This is a genomic window from Candidatus Thalassolituus haligoni (genome assembly GCF_041222825.1).
GTDB classification, from domain to species: Bacteria; Pseudomonadota; Gammaproteobacteria; order Pseudomonadales; family Oceanobacteraceae; genus Oceanobacter; species Oceanobacter antarcticus.
The window spans coordinates 4,065,467-4,079,637 of record NZ_CP139482.1 but is presented as its reverse complement, the minus strand read 5'-3'; the positions used below and the strand labels follow the sequence as shown (position 1 = coordinate 4,079,637).

Genomic DNA, 14,171 nt, shown 5'->3' with positions numbered 1-14,171 from the left:
TATTACACTGATCCAGTGTTACAAGCATGTGACACTGCTGAGATTGGCGTCAAGCATATTGCCTGATCAGGGCAAAGATGGCGTCGCCAGGGCGTAGTTCAGCACCAGGCCAACCCAAATAATCGCGCCATACCAGTGAGCTGCCAGAAACTCCTTTAAACAGGCCATACGCTCACGGCTGCGGATGGCACGTAATTGCCACCACAAATAACCACCTGCAATTAACCAGGCGAGGTAGAATGGCCACCCTGCGTCTAATTGGCTGCCTGTCAGTAGCAGACAAAAATGCGCCATGCCATAAAGAATGGCAATCATGGTGACGTCCAGATCACCAAACAGGATTGCGGTGCTTTTGACACCGATCAACAGATCATCGTCGCGGTCGACCATGGCATAAATGGTGTCATAGCCGACGGTCCAGCAGACGTTAGCAATAAATAACAGCCAGCAGAGGGATGTCAGTTCATTGGCTTGCGCAGCGAACGCCATGGGAATTGCCCAGGAGAACGCAGCTCCGAGAAACACCTGTGGCAGGTGCGTGTGGCGTTTCATGTAAGGATAAAGTGCTGCCAGAGCAACCCCGCCGAGTGACAGCCAGAGGGTCAGGGTATTGGTCATTAACACCAGCAGCAAGCCGATCAGACAGAGCATAACAAAACCGATCAGCGCCTCGCGGTCGGCTATGCGGCCCTGCGTCAGGGGCCGATCCTGCGTGCGTTTGACGTGGCGGTCGATATGACGATCGGCGTAGTCGTTGATGACACAACCGGCGGAGCGCATCACAAATACTCCGAGGGTAAAAATCACCAGGTTGGCAATCGATGGCAAACCTTCGGCGGCCACCCATAGCGCCCATAGCATCGGCCATAACAGCAGGTAGGAACCGACCGGTTTGTTCAGCCGGGTCAGCTGAATCCACTGATGCCAGCGTGGCCAGAGTTTATCGAGTGTGGCAGACAGAGGTGATTGCATAATCAATGCCTTGTGTCGTCTGGCGAATGGAAGCGTGGTGATAGCAGTAGCGAAGAGAACGCCTCCGTTACCAGTAGAGGCGCACCGTTGATTGTAAACACGGAGCGCCTTGTCCAGCAAAAACAATGCGCACTGTCGGTTACCGGTTGACAGGCTTGACTGAACTTCAATGGTTGTCGGCGCAAGCTGGCCTGGCTGAATAAGTAGCTGCCAAGAGAACGATTGCCAAGATGACGAATTGGCTGACCAACCCTTGCCAGGCTGGTCAAGGGAATGACGGTACGGGCTCTTACCAGCTCGTATTGCCCCTGGCGCAGTGATACTTCGCGTACCCATACCGGTTGCCGCCAGCGCAATTTCAGGTCGGCACATTCAGAGGGCAAGGCTGGGCCGTGATATTGTCTGACGACATCGACCGAAAACTCAGCGGGATTCAGCGCCTGCAAACGTTTGGTCAGCGATCCGGCGTCATCAAGCCAGTAGCGCCAGGGTCGGGGAATGCCCGCCAGCGCAGTTTGAAAACGTCCACTCCAGCGAGGCGCGGTTGCCAACAGCCGGGCGTGGTATCGGGGTGTAGTGCTTTTCATGGCGGCGCAGCATGCGGCAAATCGCATTTACTGGCAAGAGGATTGCCCTGTCCATTGATTTTATCCGGGTTGGCCAGTAGCTTAGGCGCCTTTACCGCTGACACGAGTGATAAACGGCGGGTAAACAAGCGATTGACAGGTATTTGCATGAAAAAGTGGCAGTGCGTGGTGTGTGGCTGGATTTATGATGAAGCCGAAGGCGCACCGGAAGAAGGTATTCCACCAGGGACTTGCTGGGAGGATGTACCGGATGACTTTACCTGCCCGGATTGTGGTGTTGGCAAAGACGACTTTGAAATGATCGAGATTTGATCATTGGCTCCTGTCTCTCCTTCATCCCCGGTCACTCTCCCTGAAGCCCCTTGGTCATTGATCATTCTGGGTGCCGGAATGGCAGGCTACCGTTTGGCTCGCGAATACCGCCAGCGTAACGCAGACGCCACAGTACTGCTGATTTGCCCTGACGGCGGGCAACTGCTGCAGGCCAGTGCCGCCGAGATGGCAGATACGCTGGGCATCGCCGTACTGAATAATACTCGTGTCACCGAGATCGACCGGCTCAACGGCAACCTTGAGACACCACTGGGGCGTTTTGTGTTTGAGCGGCTGATGCTGGCGACGGACGCCTGAGTGATGGGAGATTGCTGCCTTGCTGACAAACCATGAAGCGTATCAGCATCTTGATATTGATGATCGTGGTATATAGCAGAATTTCAGGATTCATGCCTTGATTGCTCGACTATGCTTTAGCGCATGCGGCGCTGACGAACAAGCCGTATTCCAATACCGATTGACCGATAACCACTGTTTTTCTGAGCCTGCGCTGCAGGCCTGTACAATCCGGGCGTTATGCCCAACTTATTGAGAGGATTCAACTCCATGCGTAAACCAGAACTGGCGGCAGCCATTGCTGAAAAAACCGACCTGAGCAAGGAAAAAGCGACAGAAATCATCACCGTGGTGACCGATCGTATTGCCCAGGCGTTGGCTGAAGGCGACAACGTAAGCCTGATCGGCTTTGGTACGTTTGAGGTGCGTCAGCGCGCTGAGCGTCAGGGTAAAAACCCGCAGACCGGCGAGCCAATTACCATTGCTGCCGCCAAAGTACCTGCGTTCAAGCCTGGCAAGGCGCTGAAAGACTCGGTGCAGTAAGTCGCCATGACGGATGCCGCAACGCTCACCCGACGCTGGGTCGAACTGCTGGTGGTAGGTGAAGGACTGTGTCCTTTTGCCGAGCCAGTGATGCCAGGTCTGCGGATTGACGTCTGCGAGCATCCGGATCTTGATCAGGCCACTGCGGAGTTTATGGATTTACTCACCGAAGTGGCCAGGGCCGATGCGGATGCACTGCCAACTGCCCTGTTTGTAGTGCCAGGGTTGGTCAAGGAATTTGATGAATACTGGAACTGGAGCCTGATTTGCGAGCAGTTACTGGTACAAATGGGGTATGAAGGCCTGTTACAACTGGCCACATTTCATCCCAACTACTGTTTTGATGGTGAACCGCTGGATGATCCAGGCAACTTCACCAATCGATCACCCTTTCCCATGCTGCACATTATTCGTGAAGCACATATTGAACAGGCGCTGGCGTCGGTGCCCTTCCCTGAGCGTATTCCCGTGCGTAACCAGAAACATCTGCGACGCTTGGGTATTCAGGGTGTGCTGGCATTAATGCCGGCGCTGGCGGATACCGCCGTACTGTCTGATCAACCTGCGGGCCGGTGTTCGCCGCAGGAGTAGTCGGTGCAGGTTACCCCTGATGGCTGTGGCTCTTCTGATCAAACGATGTGGAATTCACACCTGAATTCAACGATTAACCGCAACACTTGACTATTCACTGCGAGAGACAAGTGACCGGTGAGTGACAAGTGACGCCTAGGCCGACAGTGCCTGCACCAAATCGCTTAATTCCCCAACATGGGAGACCAGCTCTTCGGTCGCCTCTCCGGCAGCATTGTCACTCAGACCCAGCGCGCTGAGCGTGTCCGGGTCGAGGGCTTCTTGCGGGCCATCACCATAACCGTGGGCGCGTAAGCTGCGAGTGGTGACGTTCAGAATCCGGGCGTAAACGGCGTGTTCACCGTCGTAGTGGGGATTATGTTGCTGACGCAAGGCGACCACGACTTCTTCCGGCAGATCCCACTGCTGCAGCAAGCTGGCGGCGATCTGTTCGCGGGTAAGCGCCAGCAGGTGGCGCTCGATATAGCAGCGATTGATATGAGGATTGGCTTCTATATGGCGATTTATCAGCGAAAATTGCGGCGGAAAGACGTGCGCCAGTACCAGAAAACCAAAGTTATGCAGCAGTCCGCAGAGATAGGCGAGGCCACTATCCGGGCGGTTTTTTAACTTGCAACGGCGGGCCAGGTCGCTGGCCAAAGCGGCCCCCAGTACGGCTTGTTGCCAAAAAGGAGTGTAGCCTTTCGGGCCTTCACGAGGCACATCAAGGCTGCGCCCCAGCGCCAGGCCGAGAGCCAGGTTCATCACCAGGTCAAACCCTAGCACTCGTAAGACGGCTTCTTCGACCGTGGTAATATTGCCTCTGGATCGATAGTAGGGTGAACGGGCCCAGCTGAGGATCTGGGCACTCATGCTGGGATCCAGTTCAACGGCCTGTGCCAACGATACCGTGTCGGCATTAGGATCGATCCGCAATTCAATGATACGGCGAGCGGTTTCTGGCAGTGGCGGCAAATCGAGGGTGTCTTGCAGGCGCTGCTGAATACGCAATGGAGTGAATTGCCGTACGGCAGCGTTGATGTCATTGGTATCTTCTGCGGTGGTCGCATGATACAGGTCGGTCTGGATCGGGGCCGAATAATGGCCAATATGCGAACGTGTGGTGAGTGCCCGGAATTGATCCGCAGGCAAGCGCAGACAAGTGTTGGTCGTACTGGACTGTATATACAGCTCATCCAGCTCCAGCAATGAGTGATCAATCAGGCTTTCTATCTGGGTCAGTTGTGGCAGCGCAGGAGAGTCATCAAGCCCCAGTTTTTGCTTCAGCGCTTGCAATTCATCCGGTGACAGGGCAGTAAATTGCCGTCCCAGCTGATGTGCCAGCTGGTTCAGATCCAGTAGCCGATTGGATGGAATCAGCACCTGTACTCTGCCGTGGACATCTTTCAGAAAAATAACTTTTGCCAGGCTGCCAGGCGCTGGCGTTGCACTATCCATGATCATGGTTGGATCACCCGTTGTGTCGTCGCTGGTTGTGTGATGAATATTCCATTGCCCGAGTGCCTTTTTAACTGAGGCCAGAAACGCCATGACCACTCCGTTGATTTCAGTGTTAGTACAGACAATATAGATCAGATAGTCGTCTTTGCCCGTGCTGAACAATCAACGGATCATGAACGGCTTATACTGCGGCATAACGTTCGGCATCTCCGAGCCAGCGCAGGATCAACGGCTCGACCCGTTCAGGATGCTGCTGCCAGAGCTGGGTTGCCATCTCCCGTACCTGGGGGAGCAGTTCGGCATCGCGTTGCAAGTCGGCCACCCGCAACATTTGCAGTCCGGTCTGGCGGGTGCCAAGTACTTCGCCCGGCCCGCGCAACATCAGATCCTGTTCGGCAATATAAAAACCGTCCTGACTTTCACGCATCACTTGCAGGCGTTGCTTGCTGGTGAGTGACAACGGCGCCTTGTACAGCAATACACAATGGCTGGCGAGGGAACCACGGCCGACGCGGCCACGTAGCTGGTGCAGTTGTGCCAAGCCCAGGCGCTCCGGGTTTTCGATCACCATCAGGCTGGCATTGGGCACATCAACCCCCACCTCGATCACGGTGGTGGCGACCAGCAGATCCAGCTCGTGAGCTTTGAAGGCGGCCATTATGGCGGCTTTTTCGCTGGTTTTCATACGCCCGTGTACTAACCCGATACGCAGATGGGACAGTTGTTCGGCCAGCTCGGCGGCGGTGTTTTCTGCGGCCTGGCATTGCAAGGCTTCGCTTTCTTCAATCAAGGTACACACCCAGTACGCCTGGGCCTGCTCACGACAGGCGTTATCGACGCGCTGAATCACTTCCTCGCGGCGCTGGTCAGACACCGCCACCGTGGTGATAGGGGTACGACCAGGTGGCAGTTCATCAATGATCGACGTGTCCAGATCTGCATAAGCACTCATCGCCAGAGTACGGGGAATAGGGGTTGCGGTCATAATCAACTGGTGAGGGGAGAAGCCGCCGAGGTTACCCTTTTCTTTTAATGCCAGGCGCTGGTGGACACCAAAGCGATGTTGCTCATCTACAATCACCAAGCCGAGGCGATGAAACTGTACCTCATCCTGAAACAGGGCATGAGTGCCTACAATCAGCCTGGCTTGGCCGCTGGCGATGGACTCCAGTGCAGCGACTCGGGCCTTGCCCTTGGTTTTACCGGCCAGCCAGCCACAATGAATACCTAACGGCTCGAACCAGCCGCTCAAGTTCTGAAAGTGCTGTTCCGCGAGGATTTCCGTCGGTGCCATCAGCGCGACCTGAAAGTCCGCCTCTAACACATGACAGGCTGCCAGTGCCGCGACCAGTGTTTTACCAGACCCGACATCTCCCTGTATCAGCCGCAGCATTGGCAGTGGCTGGGCGAGGTCGGTAACAATGTCCGCTGTTACCCGTTGCTGGGCGCGGGTAGGAGTAAACGGCAGCTGTTCGAGCAGCGCATTGTGCAACGTCCAGGTGTCCTGAATGGCGGGTGCACCTTGCTGTTGCAACTTTGAGCGCAAGCGTTGCATTGACAGTTGATGCGCGAGTAATTCTTCGAGAATCAGCCGACGCTGAGCCGGGTGGTGGCCACTGGCCATTTCGGCCAATTCTACTTCTCGGGGTGGGCGGTGCAAAAACAGCAATGCCTGTTTGAGCGATGGCAGCCCCCATTGTTGCAGCCAGTCGAGTGGTAACAAATCGTCCAGTGGAATGTTGTTGGCTGCCAGCCACTCCAGCGCCTGCTCCATCAGCAAGCGGATACGCTGTTGGCTGATACCTTCGGTGGTGGGGTACACGGGGGTCAGCTGCGGTTCTGGCAGGTCATCCAGACTGTTTTCCAGCAGTTGGTATTCCGGGTGGTAAAGTTCCAGCCCGCTGGCACCACGGCGGGCTTCACCATAACAGCGTACCAGTGCGCCGCGCCGGAACTGGCTTTTCTGTGCGGCATTGAAGTGATAGAAACGAATGCTTAATACGCCGCTATGGTCGGCAATTTTTACCAGCAGACTGCGGCGCTTGCCGAACAGTACATCGGCCGACCGCACTTCTCCCTGAATCACAGCCGGTTGCTGATGTTGCAAGCTGCCAATCATCTGGATACGACTGCGATCTTCGTAGCGGAAGGGCAGGTGGAACATCAAATCGGCCAGCGAGTGAATATTCAGCCGTTGTAGCTGTTCTCGCAGTTTTGGGCCGACACCCTTGAGCCGGGTCAGATCAAGCTGTTTGTCCATAGCGGGATGGGCTTAGCTAATACGGCACTGACGTGCGGTATCCAGCAGCAAATCGACGGCTTGTCCGCGTGGAAAGCTGGCCCGCCAGGCCAGTGCAACGGTACGAAATGGCTGCGGATTGGTGAACGGGCGGGTGATTACCAGGGTGAGATCAAGGTTGTTCACCGCGCTTTCCGGCAACACCGTAATACCCAGTCCAGACGCCACCATGTGCTTCAGGGTTTCCAGTGAACTGCCCTCCAGTACGCTACCAAGGCGGGTATGGTGCTTGTGGCCGAGCACCGGACAATATTCGAACACCTGATCGCGAAAGCAATGGCCTTCGCCGAGCATCAACAGATCTTCATCGGCCAGTTGGTCGGGGGTGATGGTTTGCTGGGATTTCCACGGATGGTTCTTTGGTAACACCACGACAAAATTTTCATCATAGAGAGGACGGGTCAGTACATCCGGCTCATTAAATGGAAGCGCTACAATGATGGCATCGAGATCGCCGTCGCGCAGCTGACGCCGCAATACTCCGGTATAGTTTTCTTCCAGATACAGTGGCATGGTTGGCGCACGCTGGTGGATCTGTGGCACCAAATGCGGAAACAGATAGGGGCCGATGGTGAAAATTGCGCCAATCTTGAGCGGTGAGCTGAGTTGATCCTTGCCGGAACTGGCCAATTCACGAATGGTTCTGGCTTCCTCTAACACCCGTTGTGCCTGGGCGACGATACGTTCGCCAATGGGCGTGATTGAGACCGCACTTTTACTGCGTTCGAAAATAGCAATATCCAGTTCACCTTCCAGCTTCTTGATGGCGACACTGAGGGTGGGTTGACTGACAAAACACTTCTCGGCAGCTCGGCCGAAGTGTTTCTCCTGGGCGAGCGTCACGATGTACTTGAGTTCGGTCAGGGTCATAATTGGCTGCCTTCATGGCTATTTTAAGTTTGATTTAGTCTACCTATGGAACGGGCGGAGTAAAAGCCTGAACTGCGGGATCGTGCTCAGGCGTTGACTAATATAGTAAACAGGTAAAAATACGTTCGCACGAGAGGGTGGAAAAGCGGAACCGCTGAATTTACCCCCGGTGGCGTTATCGGTCGCTTGTGTTACACGGCCTCTGCCCGGCTTGCCGTGGTCGGCGGGCTGATCGATGTACCAGACAACGCTCAGTAGCAGTTTGATCACCAGGAGAATTTGATGGCACGTATTCTGATTGTGGGTGCAGGCGATGTTGGCGGCACGCTGGCCATGCAACTGGCTCAGCACCATCAGGTGTGGGGTTTGCGGCGTAGTGGCGGAGCAAACAGCGCTAACCTGCAATGGTTACAGGCCGATGTGACCGACCCGGAAACACTACAGGAGTTACCAGCGGATCTTGATCTGGTGATATACAGCGTGGCATCGCCAGTGTTTTCGAAAGAGGGCTATCACGACTATTACGTCAACGGGGTACGGCATGTTTTGCAGGCCTTGGCAGATCAACGTTTGCGGCGCTTTATCTTTGTATCCAGCTCCAGTGTGTATCATCAGATGGATGGCGAATGGGTCGATGAAACCTCGGCGACCGCGCCTCATTCCTTTGCCGGCAAGGAGCTGTTACAAGCCGAGCAAGTACTGCAAGACAGTCGTTTTGAGAGTACAGCCGTCCGTTTTACCGGCATCTATGGCCCCGGTCGTAATCGGCTGATTGAGCAGGCGCGTCATGGTGGCCATTGCGACCCTGAGCCACCGGTGTGGACCAATCGCATCCATCGTGATGACTGCGTTGGGGTACTGGCGTTACTGTGCGAAAAAGCCTTGGCTGGTGAGCCGTTGGAGACGTTGTATCTGGCGACCGACGATGAGCCTGCCACCTTGTTTGATGTGTTGGAATGGCTGAAGGATCGTATTGCTGAAGTGGATCCGGATCACGATATGCCAGAAGTCACGCGGCGGGCCAATCGCCGTTGTCGTAACGATCGCCTCAAGGCGTTGGGCTACGTATTTCGCTTCAGTAACTACCGGGAAGGGTATGACGTTATGCTGAGTGAGCTGGGTTACGAATGAGAGCCAGGCAAAAACGTCAGGTCAGTTTTTCAGTCTGACTATTTTGTTAACACCGGCAACGTTACGTAACTTGCGGATGACCCGCGCCAAGTGTTTGCGCCCCTGAATATTGACCTTTAGCTGAGTAACGCTGAGGCGGGCATCGCGTTCCTCGACACTGATCTTGTCGATACTGGCATCCGCCATGTGAATGGCACTGGCGAGATCAACAATCAGACCACGGCGGTTTTCCATATAGACCTTGAGAGTGACGGTAAACTCGCTGTCGATGTCTTTTTCCCAGCTGAGGGTGACGCACTTTTCCGGGTTATTACGAAAATCTTCAATATTGCGGCAGGTTTCTGTGTGTACCACCAGACCCTTGCCAGAGCTGACGTGGCCGAGAATCGGGTCGCCAGGGATGGGGCTGCAACATTTGGCGAAACTGACTACCAGGCCCTCGGTACCACGAATAGAAAGGGGACGTTCTGCGCTGGCTTGCAGATCGATATCGGTGCCCCGATAAGCGGCCAGGAAACGTCGTGCCATCAGTGGTGCCATGCGATTGCCTGAACCAATTTCTTCAAGCAGATCGTCAAACTGTTCCAGACCGGTTTCTTTCAGCACCAGATCGATCTGGTCGCGATCAACATCGGCCAACGACTTGTCGAGCCCGGCCAGTGCTTTATTTAGCAGCCGTTCACCCAGAGCCACGGATTCCGAGCGGCGCTGGTTTTTCAGATAGCTGCGGATATTGGAACGTGCCTTGCCGGAGACAACAAAATTAAGCCAGGCTGGATTCGGTTGGGCATTGGGAGCGGTCACCACCTGTATCGTCTGACCACTTTGCAGCTTGGCGCTGAGCGGTGACAGTTGCCGATCGATGCGACAGGCAATGCACTGGTTGCCAACATCGGTATGCACGGCGTAGGCAAAATCAATAGCGGTGGCACCGGCTGGCAAGGTAAGAATCTTGCCTTTTGGGGTGAAGACGTAGATCTCATCGGGAAACAGGTCGACCTTGACGTGCTCGACAAACTCCAGCGGACTGCCCGCGTTTTTTTGCAGCTCCAGCAGGTTCTGCACCCATTGGCGCGCCCGCTGGGAGCCACTGGTCTGATCACTTTCGGATTTATACAACCAATGCGCAGCAATGCCATAGTTGGCCATGGCATCCATTTCTTCGGTACGAATCTGGATTTCGATGGGGACGTTGCCAGCGTTAAACAGCGTGGTGTGGAGCGACTGGTAACCGTTCGCCTTGGGAATGGCGACGTAGTCCTTGAAACGGCCAGAAATCGGCTTGTAGAGGCTGTGCATCAGCCCGAGGATGCGATAGCAGGTATCGACTTCATCGGTGATGATACGGAAGCCATAAACATCCATGATTTCATCGATGTCTTTTTTCTTCGACTTCGCCATCTTGCTGTAGATGCTGTACAGATGCTTTTCACGGCCCACCACTCGGGCCGAGATGTTGTACTCGCTCAGGCGGCCGCGAATGCTGCTTGAAATCTGCGAAATAATTTCGGCGTGGCGGCCACGGTGGTTCTTGACGGCTTTGCGAATCAGCTCTGAGCGCATCGGATGCATGGCTTCAAAGCAGAGGTCTTCCATTTCGACACGGATGCTGTTGAGACCCAGCCTGTGCGCAATAGGAGAATAGATGTCCAGGGTTTCACGGGCAATGCGGCGGCGCTTGTCGGGACGCAGCGGCCCAAGTGTCCGCATGTTATGCAAACGGTCGGCGAGCTTGACCAGAATCACGCGAATGTCTTTCGCCATGGCCATGGCCATCTTCTGGAAATTTTCGGCTTGTTGCTGCTCTTTGTCTTCAAAATGGATGTGCGTCAGTTTGGAGACACCATCCACCAGATCCGTCACCACATCGCCAAATTGGGTGGCCAGCGCAGGCTTGGGAACGCCTGTGTCCTCGATCACATCGTGCAGCATGGCCGCCATCAGGCTCTGGTGATCCAGGTGCATGTCGGCGAGGATGCTGGCGACTGCCAGAGGATGAATAATGTAGGGTTCACCACTGCGCCGACGCTGGCCGTCATGGGCCTGCTCGGCGTAGTAGTAAGCCCGGCGCACCTGCTGGATTTGCTGGCGGCTGAGGTAATGCGACAGTCGTTCGGACAAGGCATCAAGAGTGGGCATGAGGGTCTCCGAAGGGTTGATGCGCTGTCGTGGACTTAGTACTGCTCGGCTTTGGCTGCCTCTTCCTGTGCCGCGATCGTCGCTGGAGTGACCAGCTCCGCTGAAATTTCGCGCAGGGCAATAACGGTCGGCTTGTCGTTCTCTTCCGGTACCAGTGGCTCAAAGCCTTCGACTGCGAGTTGGCGCGCGCGCTTGGTCGCAAGCATTACCAATTCGAAGCGGTTATCAACGTTGGTCAGACAATCTTCAACAGTTACGCGTGCCATAAAATTCAAAGTTCCCGTCAGATGAGAAATCGGTAGAACCGGGCATTTTAACTGATTTTCTTGGATATGGAAGCTGCTTTGTTGGTGATCATGCGGGTCAACCGGGTATTAAATTGTCGGGTTATATCAGCGCTTGTAGGATTTGGTCAGTACTGGCAAGGGTTGCAGAGCTGTTGGCGACAATATGCGATTATCAAAAACATCGGGTTTTCAGACAGAGTAAGCCCACCAAAGTCCATCTCTGTTGCAAGCAGAGAATGAAAGTGAGGTTACCTTGATACCAACGGTCAAAATTCTCAGCCGTCGCCGATTGCTGGCGCGGGCGACATCTCTGGCTGCGTCTCTGGCCATTACGCTACCGGTCACCGGCCTGGTTGGATGTGGTGGTTCGGAGTCAGTATCGGACTCTGACAGTCGTACGGATACTACTGATTTAGCGGAGAGCGATTCTGATTCATCAACCGATACTTCGTCTGACAGTGACAGTGTTGCCTCAGATGAGTCGCTGGCACAGGATAATTCAGCAATCGACTGGGCTTCCGGTGGCACCGACAGCATGTCGGCAGAATACCCGAACCCTTTTGATGCAGGTTATGGCAATACCTGTGATCTGACCAGTCAGACCACGGCAGGGCCGTGTTATTCCGACACCGTGGCGCGGGAAGACATATCCGAAGGTCGGGTCGGCTTGCCAACTCGATTGTGTTTCCGGCTGGTGGATGCTAATTGCGATCCGGTTGCCGGAGCGGTAGTCGATATTTGGCACTGCGACCGCCTTGGGGTGTACTCGGGCGATGCGATGCAGTCGGTAAATTTTTGTACTGGGGGCGATAGCGAATATACCAGCAACGATTTCTTTCGTGGCACTCAGACAACCGATGCCGATGGTGTCGTCTGGTTCAGTACCTGCTTTCCGGGCTGGTACAGCAGCCGAGCGGTGCACATTCATTTTATTGTTAGCATTAACAATACCAGCTACGTAACGTCGCAGGTGGGTTTTGTGGATGACCTGGTCGATGACATTCTCACCAGTCACGCTGAATACAGTAGCCGGGGAACGCCAGACACGCACAATTATAACGATACTGTCTTCCCGTCATCTGGCTATGAGGAGTATTTGCTCGATACCCATAAAATGTCGGATGGCTCGATGCTGGCATGGAAAACGCTGATGATTAACGCTTGATTTCAGGCGTGAGTATCACCCTGAAGCAGCGCCGTCAGTGTATCGGCATGCCGTGCTTGCTGGGCTTCGATGCGATGACGGCGGGCAATCACGATAGCGCAGAGTTCTTCCAGCGTGTTGTTGAAATCGTCGTTAATGATCAGGTAATCGTATTCGCCGTAATGGCTCATTTCTGACTGGGCATCGCGCATCCGGCGATTGATGGTGGCTGCGTCATCCTGGCCACGGCCTTGCAGACGTTGACGCAAGGCACTGATGGATGGTGGCGCAATAAAGACGGAAACCGCTTCCGGCATCAGTTTGCGTACCTGTTGCGCGCCCTGCCAGTCGATCTCCAGGATCACATCGCGGCCTTCGGCCAGTTCGCTTTCGACCCAGCGTTGGGAGGTGCCGTAGAAATTATCGAATACCTGGGCGTGTTCCAGAAACGCCCCTTCGCCAATCATTTGCTGAAACTCATCGACATTGACAAAGTGGTAGGCAACGCCATTGTCTTCGCCAGGGCGAGGTGTACGAGTGGTGTGGGATACCGATACACCGATATAGGGCGTGGTTTTCAGCAAGGCATTGACCAGGCTGGTTTTACCGGCGCCAGAGGGGGCGGAGAAAATAAACAGAGTGCCAATCATCAGGGAAAGTCTTCTTGCTGGTTCGGGAATTCAGCCAGTATATCAAAATCTGTTGGTCAGGCTTGTTTGCGGTCAGTTGGCCACCCACCAGATACCGCTGACAACCAGTAGCGAAAAGGGCATGGACAGCAGAATCATCATGGCCACTTCATCGGCAGGGCCTTTGTAACGCGCTGTCAACATGTAACTGATGACGGCCATGGGCATCGCTTGCTGCACCAGCATGGTCAGGGTTTCGGTCTCGGATAGTGGCACGATCCGGGTAACCAACAAGGCCACCGCGACTCCGATGAATGGGCGCCAGGCAGAAAACAGCAAGGTACGACCGAATGCCGATCGATCCGACCAGCTCAACTGTGCTACGGAACGGCCCAGTAGCATCAACATAATGGGTAAGGTAATGCCGCCGAGCATCGACAGGGTTTTCATTACTGGATCCGGCAACGACAGCCCAAGAGACAACACCGCGGCACCGATGATCAATGCCAGAATCGGCCCGTTTTTGATCAGCTGACGCGGAGAAAAGTCCCCCGACATACAGCCTACACCCAAGGTAAAGTGGCTGATTTGTACCACTGAAGAGATCACCACGGCGGCGGCCAGACCTTCATCCCCAAACAGGGCGTAACACACCGGAATACCCAGATTGCCTGTATTCGGATTGGTTAGCGGTGGTAAATAGAAGCGCGGACTTTGGCCAATCAGACGCAGAAATATCTAGGGGGCGTTCTCAATTGGTCAATCGGACCTGCTGAGAGCCCGTTGGCTTCAGAACAAGGCATGAGGAGTGTGGTTTAGCGTGCTCAATAAGCGACGAATAACACCGTTCTGGAGTCAACAGGCCTCAGCCCGAAGGGTTATGGTTAAAAATCCATCATGCGGTGTTGTTGAACTTGAAAAGGGCCCACC

At 54.7% G+C, this 14,171-nt stretch carries 15 protein-coding genes; 6 read left to right on the top strand and 9 right to left on the bottom strand.

Annotation, left to right across the window (positions count from 1 at the left end; genetic code table 11):
• Nucleotides 1-66: 66 nt before the first annotated feature.
• Together ubiA and SOJ49_RS18420 are read right to left on the bottom strand one after the other, a co-directional pair.
• Nucleotides 67-972, bottom strand: coding sequence for a 4-hydroxybenzoate octaprenyltransferase (ubiA, locus tag SOJ49_RS18425; protein ID WP_369855946.1), 906 nt, complete (start codon nucleotides 970-972; stop codon nucleotides 67-69).
• A 2-nt stretch (nucleotides 973-974) separates the two neighbouring features.
• Nucleotides 975-1,559: a chorismate lyase gene (locus tag SOJ49_RS18420; protein WP_369855945.1), complete on the bottom strand. Its 585-nt coding sequence runs from the start codon at nucleotides 1,557-1,559 to the stop codon at nucleotides 975-977.
• 147 nt (nucleotides 1,560-1,706) lie between these two features.
• Here SOJ49_RS18420 and SOJ49_RS18415 point away from each other — a divergent pair, with 147 nt between their 5' ends.
• The 4 genes from SOJ49_RS18415 (at nucleotide 1,707) to SOJ49_RS18400 (ending at nucleotide 3,302) form a co-directional block, all read left to right on the top strand.
• Nucleotides 1,707-1,871 carry a rubredoxin gene (locus tag SOJ49_RS18415; RefSeq protein ID WP_369855944.1) on the top strand — a complete coding sequence of 55 codons (165 nt, stop codon included), beginning with the start codon at nucleotides 1,707-1,709 and terminating at the stop codon, nucleotides 1,869-1,871.
• Nucleotides 1,872-1,949: 78 nt separating this feature from the next.
• The gene (locus SOJ49_RS18410; protein ID WP_369855943.1) at nucleotides 1,950-2,189 is read left to right on the top strand and encodes a hypothetical protein; all 240 of its coding nucleotides are present in this window, start codon (nucleotides 1,950-1,952) and stop codon (nucleotides 2,187-2,189) included.
• A gap of 249 nt (nucleotides 2,190-2,438) precedes the next feature.
• A complete protein-coding gene (locus SOJ49_RS18405) occupies nucleotides 2,439-2,711 on the top strand; it encodes an HU family DNA-binding protein (RefSeq protein ID WP_369855942.1) in 273 nt (90 codons plus the stop codon).
• Between the two features lie 6 nt (nucleotides 2,712-2,717).
• Nucleotides 2,718-3,302 carry a DUF1415 domain-containing protein gene (locus SOJ49_RS18400; protein ID WP_369855941.1) on the top strand — a complete coding sequence of 195 codons (585 nt, stop codon included), beginning with the start codon at nucleotides 2,718-2,720 and terminating at the stop codon, nucleotides 3,300-3,302.
• Between the two features lie 135 nt (nucleotides 3,303-3,437).
• Here SOJ49_RS18400 and SOJ49_RS18395 read toward each other — a convergent pair whose 3' ends face one another.
• The 3 genes from SOJ49_RS18395 to SOJ49_RS18385 form a co-directional block, all read right to left on the bottom strand.
• Nucleotides 3,438-4,832, bottom strand: a complete 1,395-nt coding sequence (locus SOJ49_RS18395) for an HDOD domain-containing protein (protein ID WP_369855940.1) — start codon at nucleotides 4,830-4,832, stop codon at nucleotides 3,438-3,440.
• Nucleotides 4,833-4,923: 91 nt separating this feature from the next.
• The gene (gene recG / locus SOJ49_RS18390; RefSeq protein WP_369855939.1) at nucleotides 4,924-7,002 is read right to left on the bottom strand and encodes an ATP-dependent DNA helicase RecG; all 2,079 of its coding nucleotides are present in this window, start codon (nucleotides 7,000-7,002) and stop codon (nucleotides 4,924-4,926) included.
• A 12-nt stretch (nucleotides 7,003-7,014) separates the two neighbouring features.
• Complete coding sequence (locus tag SOJ49_RS18385) at nucleotides 7,015-7,911, bottom strand: hydrogen peroxide-inducible genes activator (RefSeq protein ID WP_369855938.1); 897 nt, start codon at nucleotides 7,909-7,911, stop codon at nucleotides 7,015-7,017.
• Nucleotides 7,912-8,193: 282 nt separating this feature from the next.
• On the opposite strand from SOJ49_RS18385, the gene SOJ49_RS18380 reads away from it, so the two are divergent.
• Nucleotides 8,194-9,042: an SDR family oxidoreductase gene (locus SOJ49_RS18380; RefSeq protein WP_369855937.1), complete on the top strand. Its 849-nt coding sequence runs from the start codon at nucleotides 8,194-8,196 to the stop codon at nucleotides 9,040-9,042.
• 21 nt (nucleotides 9,043-9,063) lie between these two features.
• Here the strand turns inward: SOJ49_RS18380 and spoT are convergent, their stop codons facing one another.
• Nucleotides 9,064-11,181, bottom strand: a complete 2,118-nt coding sequence (spoT, locus tag SOJ49_RS18375; protein ID WP_369855936.1) for a bifunctional GTP diphosphokinase/guanosine-3',5'-bis pyrophosphate 3'-pyrophosphohydrolase — start codon at nucleotides 11,179-11,181, stop codon at nucleotides 9,064-9,066.
• Nucleotides 11,182-11,216: 35 nt separating this feature from the next.
• Complete coding sequence (gene rpoZ / locus SOJ49_RS18370) at nucleotides 11,217-11,447, bottom strand: DNA-directed RNA polymerase subunit omega (protein WP_369855935.1); 231 nt, start codon at nucleotides 11,445-11,447, stop codon at nucleotides 11,217-11,219.
• Between the two features lie 274 nt (nucleotides 11,448-11,721).
• On the opposite strand from rpoZ, the gene SOJ49_RS18365 reads away from it, so the two are divergent.
• Nucleotides 11,722-12,633, top strand: coding sequence for an intradiol ring-cleavage dioxygenase (locus SOJ49_RS18365; RefSeq protein ID WP_369855934.1), 912 nt, complete (start codon nucleotides 11,722-11,724; stop codon nucleotides 12,631-12,633).
• A 2-nt stretch (nucleotides 12,634-12,635) separates the two neighbouring features.
• On the opposite strand, the gene gmk is transcribed toward SOJ49_RS18365, so the two are convergent.
• Both gmk and SOJ49_RS18355 read right to left on the bottom strand, forming a co-directional pair.
• The gene (gene gmk / locus SOJ49_RS18360; RefSeq protein WP_369855933.1) at nucleotides 12,636-13,262 is read right to left on the bottom strand and encodes a guanylate kinase; all 627 of its coding nucleotides are present in this window, start codon (nucleotides 13,260-13,262) and stop codon (nucleotides 12,636-12,638) included.
• Between the two features lie 72 nt (nucleotides 13,263-13,334).
• Entirely contained in the window at nucleotides 13,335-13,895 is a 561-nt protein-coding gene (locus SOJ49_RS18355; RefSeq protein ID WP_369855932.1) for an AEC family transporter, read from the bottom strand.
• Between the last annotated feature and the right edge of the window lie 276 nt (nucleotides 13,896-14,171).

Bases quoted from the DNA above. Each gene is read 5' to 3' on its own strand.
- rpoZ (WP_369855935.1), bottom strand. From the start codon at position 11,447: ATGGCACGCGTAACTGTTGAAGATTGTCTGACCAACGTTGATAACCGC.
- SOJ49_RS18400 (WP_369855941.1), top strand. From the start codon at position 2,718: ATGACGGATGCCGCAACGCTCACCCGACGCTGGGTCGAACTGCTGGTG.
- SOJ49_RS18385 (WP_369855938.1), bottom strand. From the start codon at position 7,911: ATGACCCTGACCGAACTCAAGTACATCGTGACGCTCGCCCAGGAGAAA.
- recG (WP_369855939.1), bottom strand. From the start codon at position 7,002: ATGGACAAACAGCTTGATCTGACCCGGCTCAAGGGTGTCGGCCCAAAA.
- SOJ49_RS18420 (WP_369855945.1), bottom strand. From the start codon at position 1,559: ATGAAAAGCACTACACCCCGATACCACGCCCGGCTGTTGGCAACCGCG.
- SOJ49_RS18405 (WP_369855942.1), top strand. From the start codon at position 2,439: ATGCGTAAACCAGAACTGGCGGCAGCCATTGCTGAAAAAACCGACCTG.
- SOJ49_RS18380 (WP_369855937.1), top strand. From the start codon at position 8,194: ATGGCACGTATTCTGATTGTGGGTGCAGGCGATGTTGGCGGCACGCTG.
- spoT (WP_369855936.1), bottom strand. From the start codon at position 11,181: ATGCCCACTCTTGATGCCTTGTCCGAACGACTGTCGCATTACCTCAGC.
- SOJ49_RS18410 (WP_369855943.1), top strand. From the start codon at position 1,950: ATGGCAGGCTACCGTTTGGCTCGCGAATACCGCCAGCGTAACGCAGAC.
- gmk (WP_369855933.1), bottom strand. From the start codon at position 13,262: ATGATTGGCACTCTGTTTATTTTCTCCGCCCCCTCTGGCGCCGGTAAA.
- SOJ49_RS18395 (WP_369855940.1), bottom strand. From the start codon at position 4,832: ATGGCGTTTCTGGCCTCAGTTAAAAAGGCACTCGGGCAATGGAATATT.
- ubiA (WP_369855946.1), bottom strand. From the start codon at position 972: ATGCAATCACCTCTGTCTGCCACACTCGATAAACTCTGGCCACGCTGG.
- SOJ49_RS18415 (WP_369855944.1), top strand. From the start codon at position 1,707: ATGAAAAAGTGGCAGTGCGTGGTGTGTGGCTGGATTTATGATGAAGCC.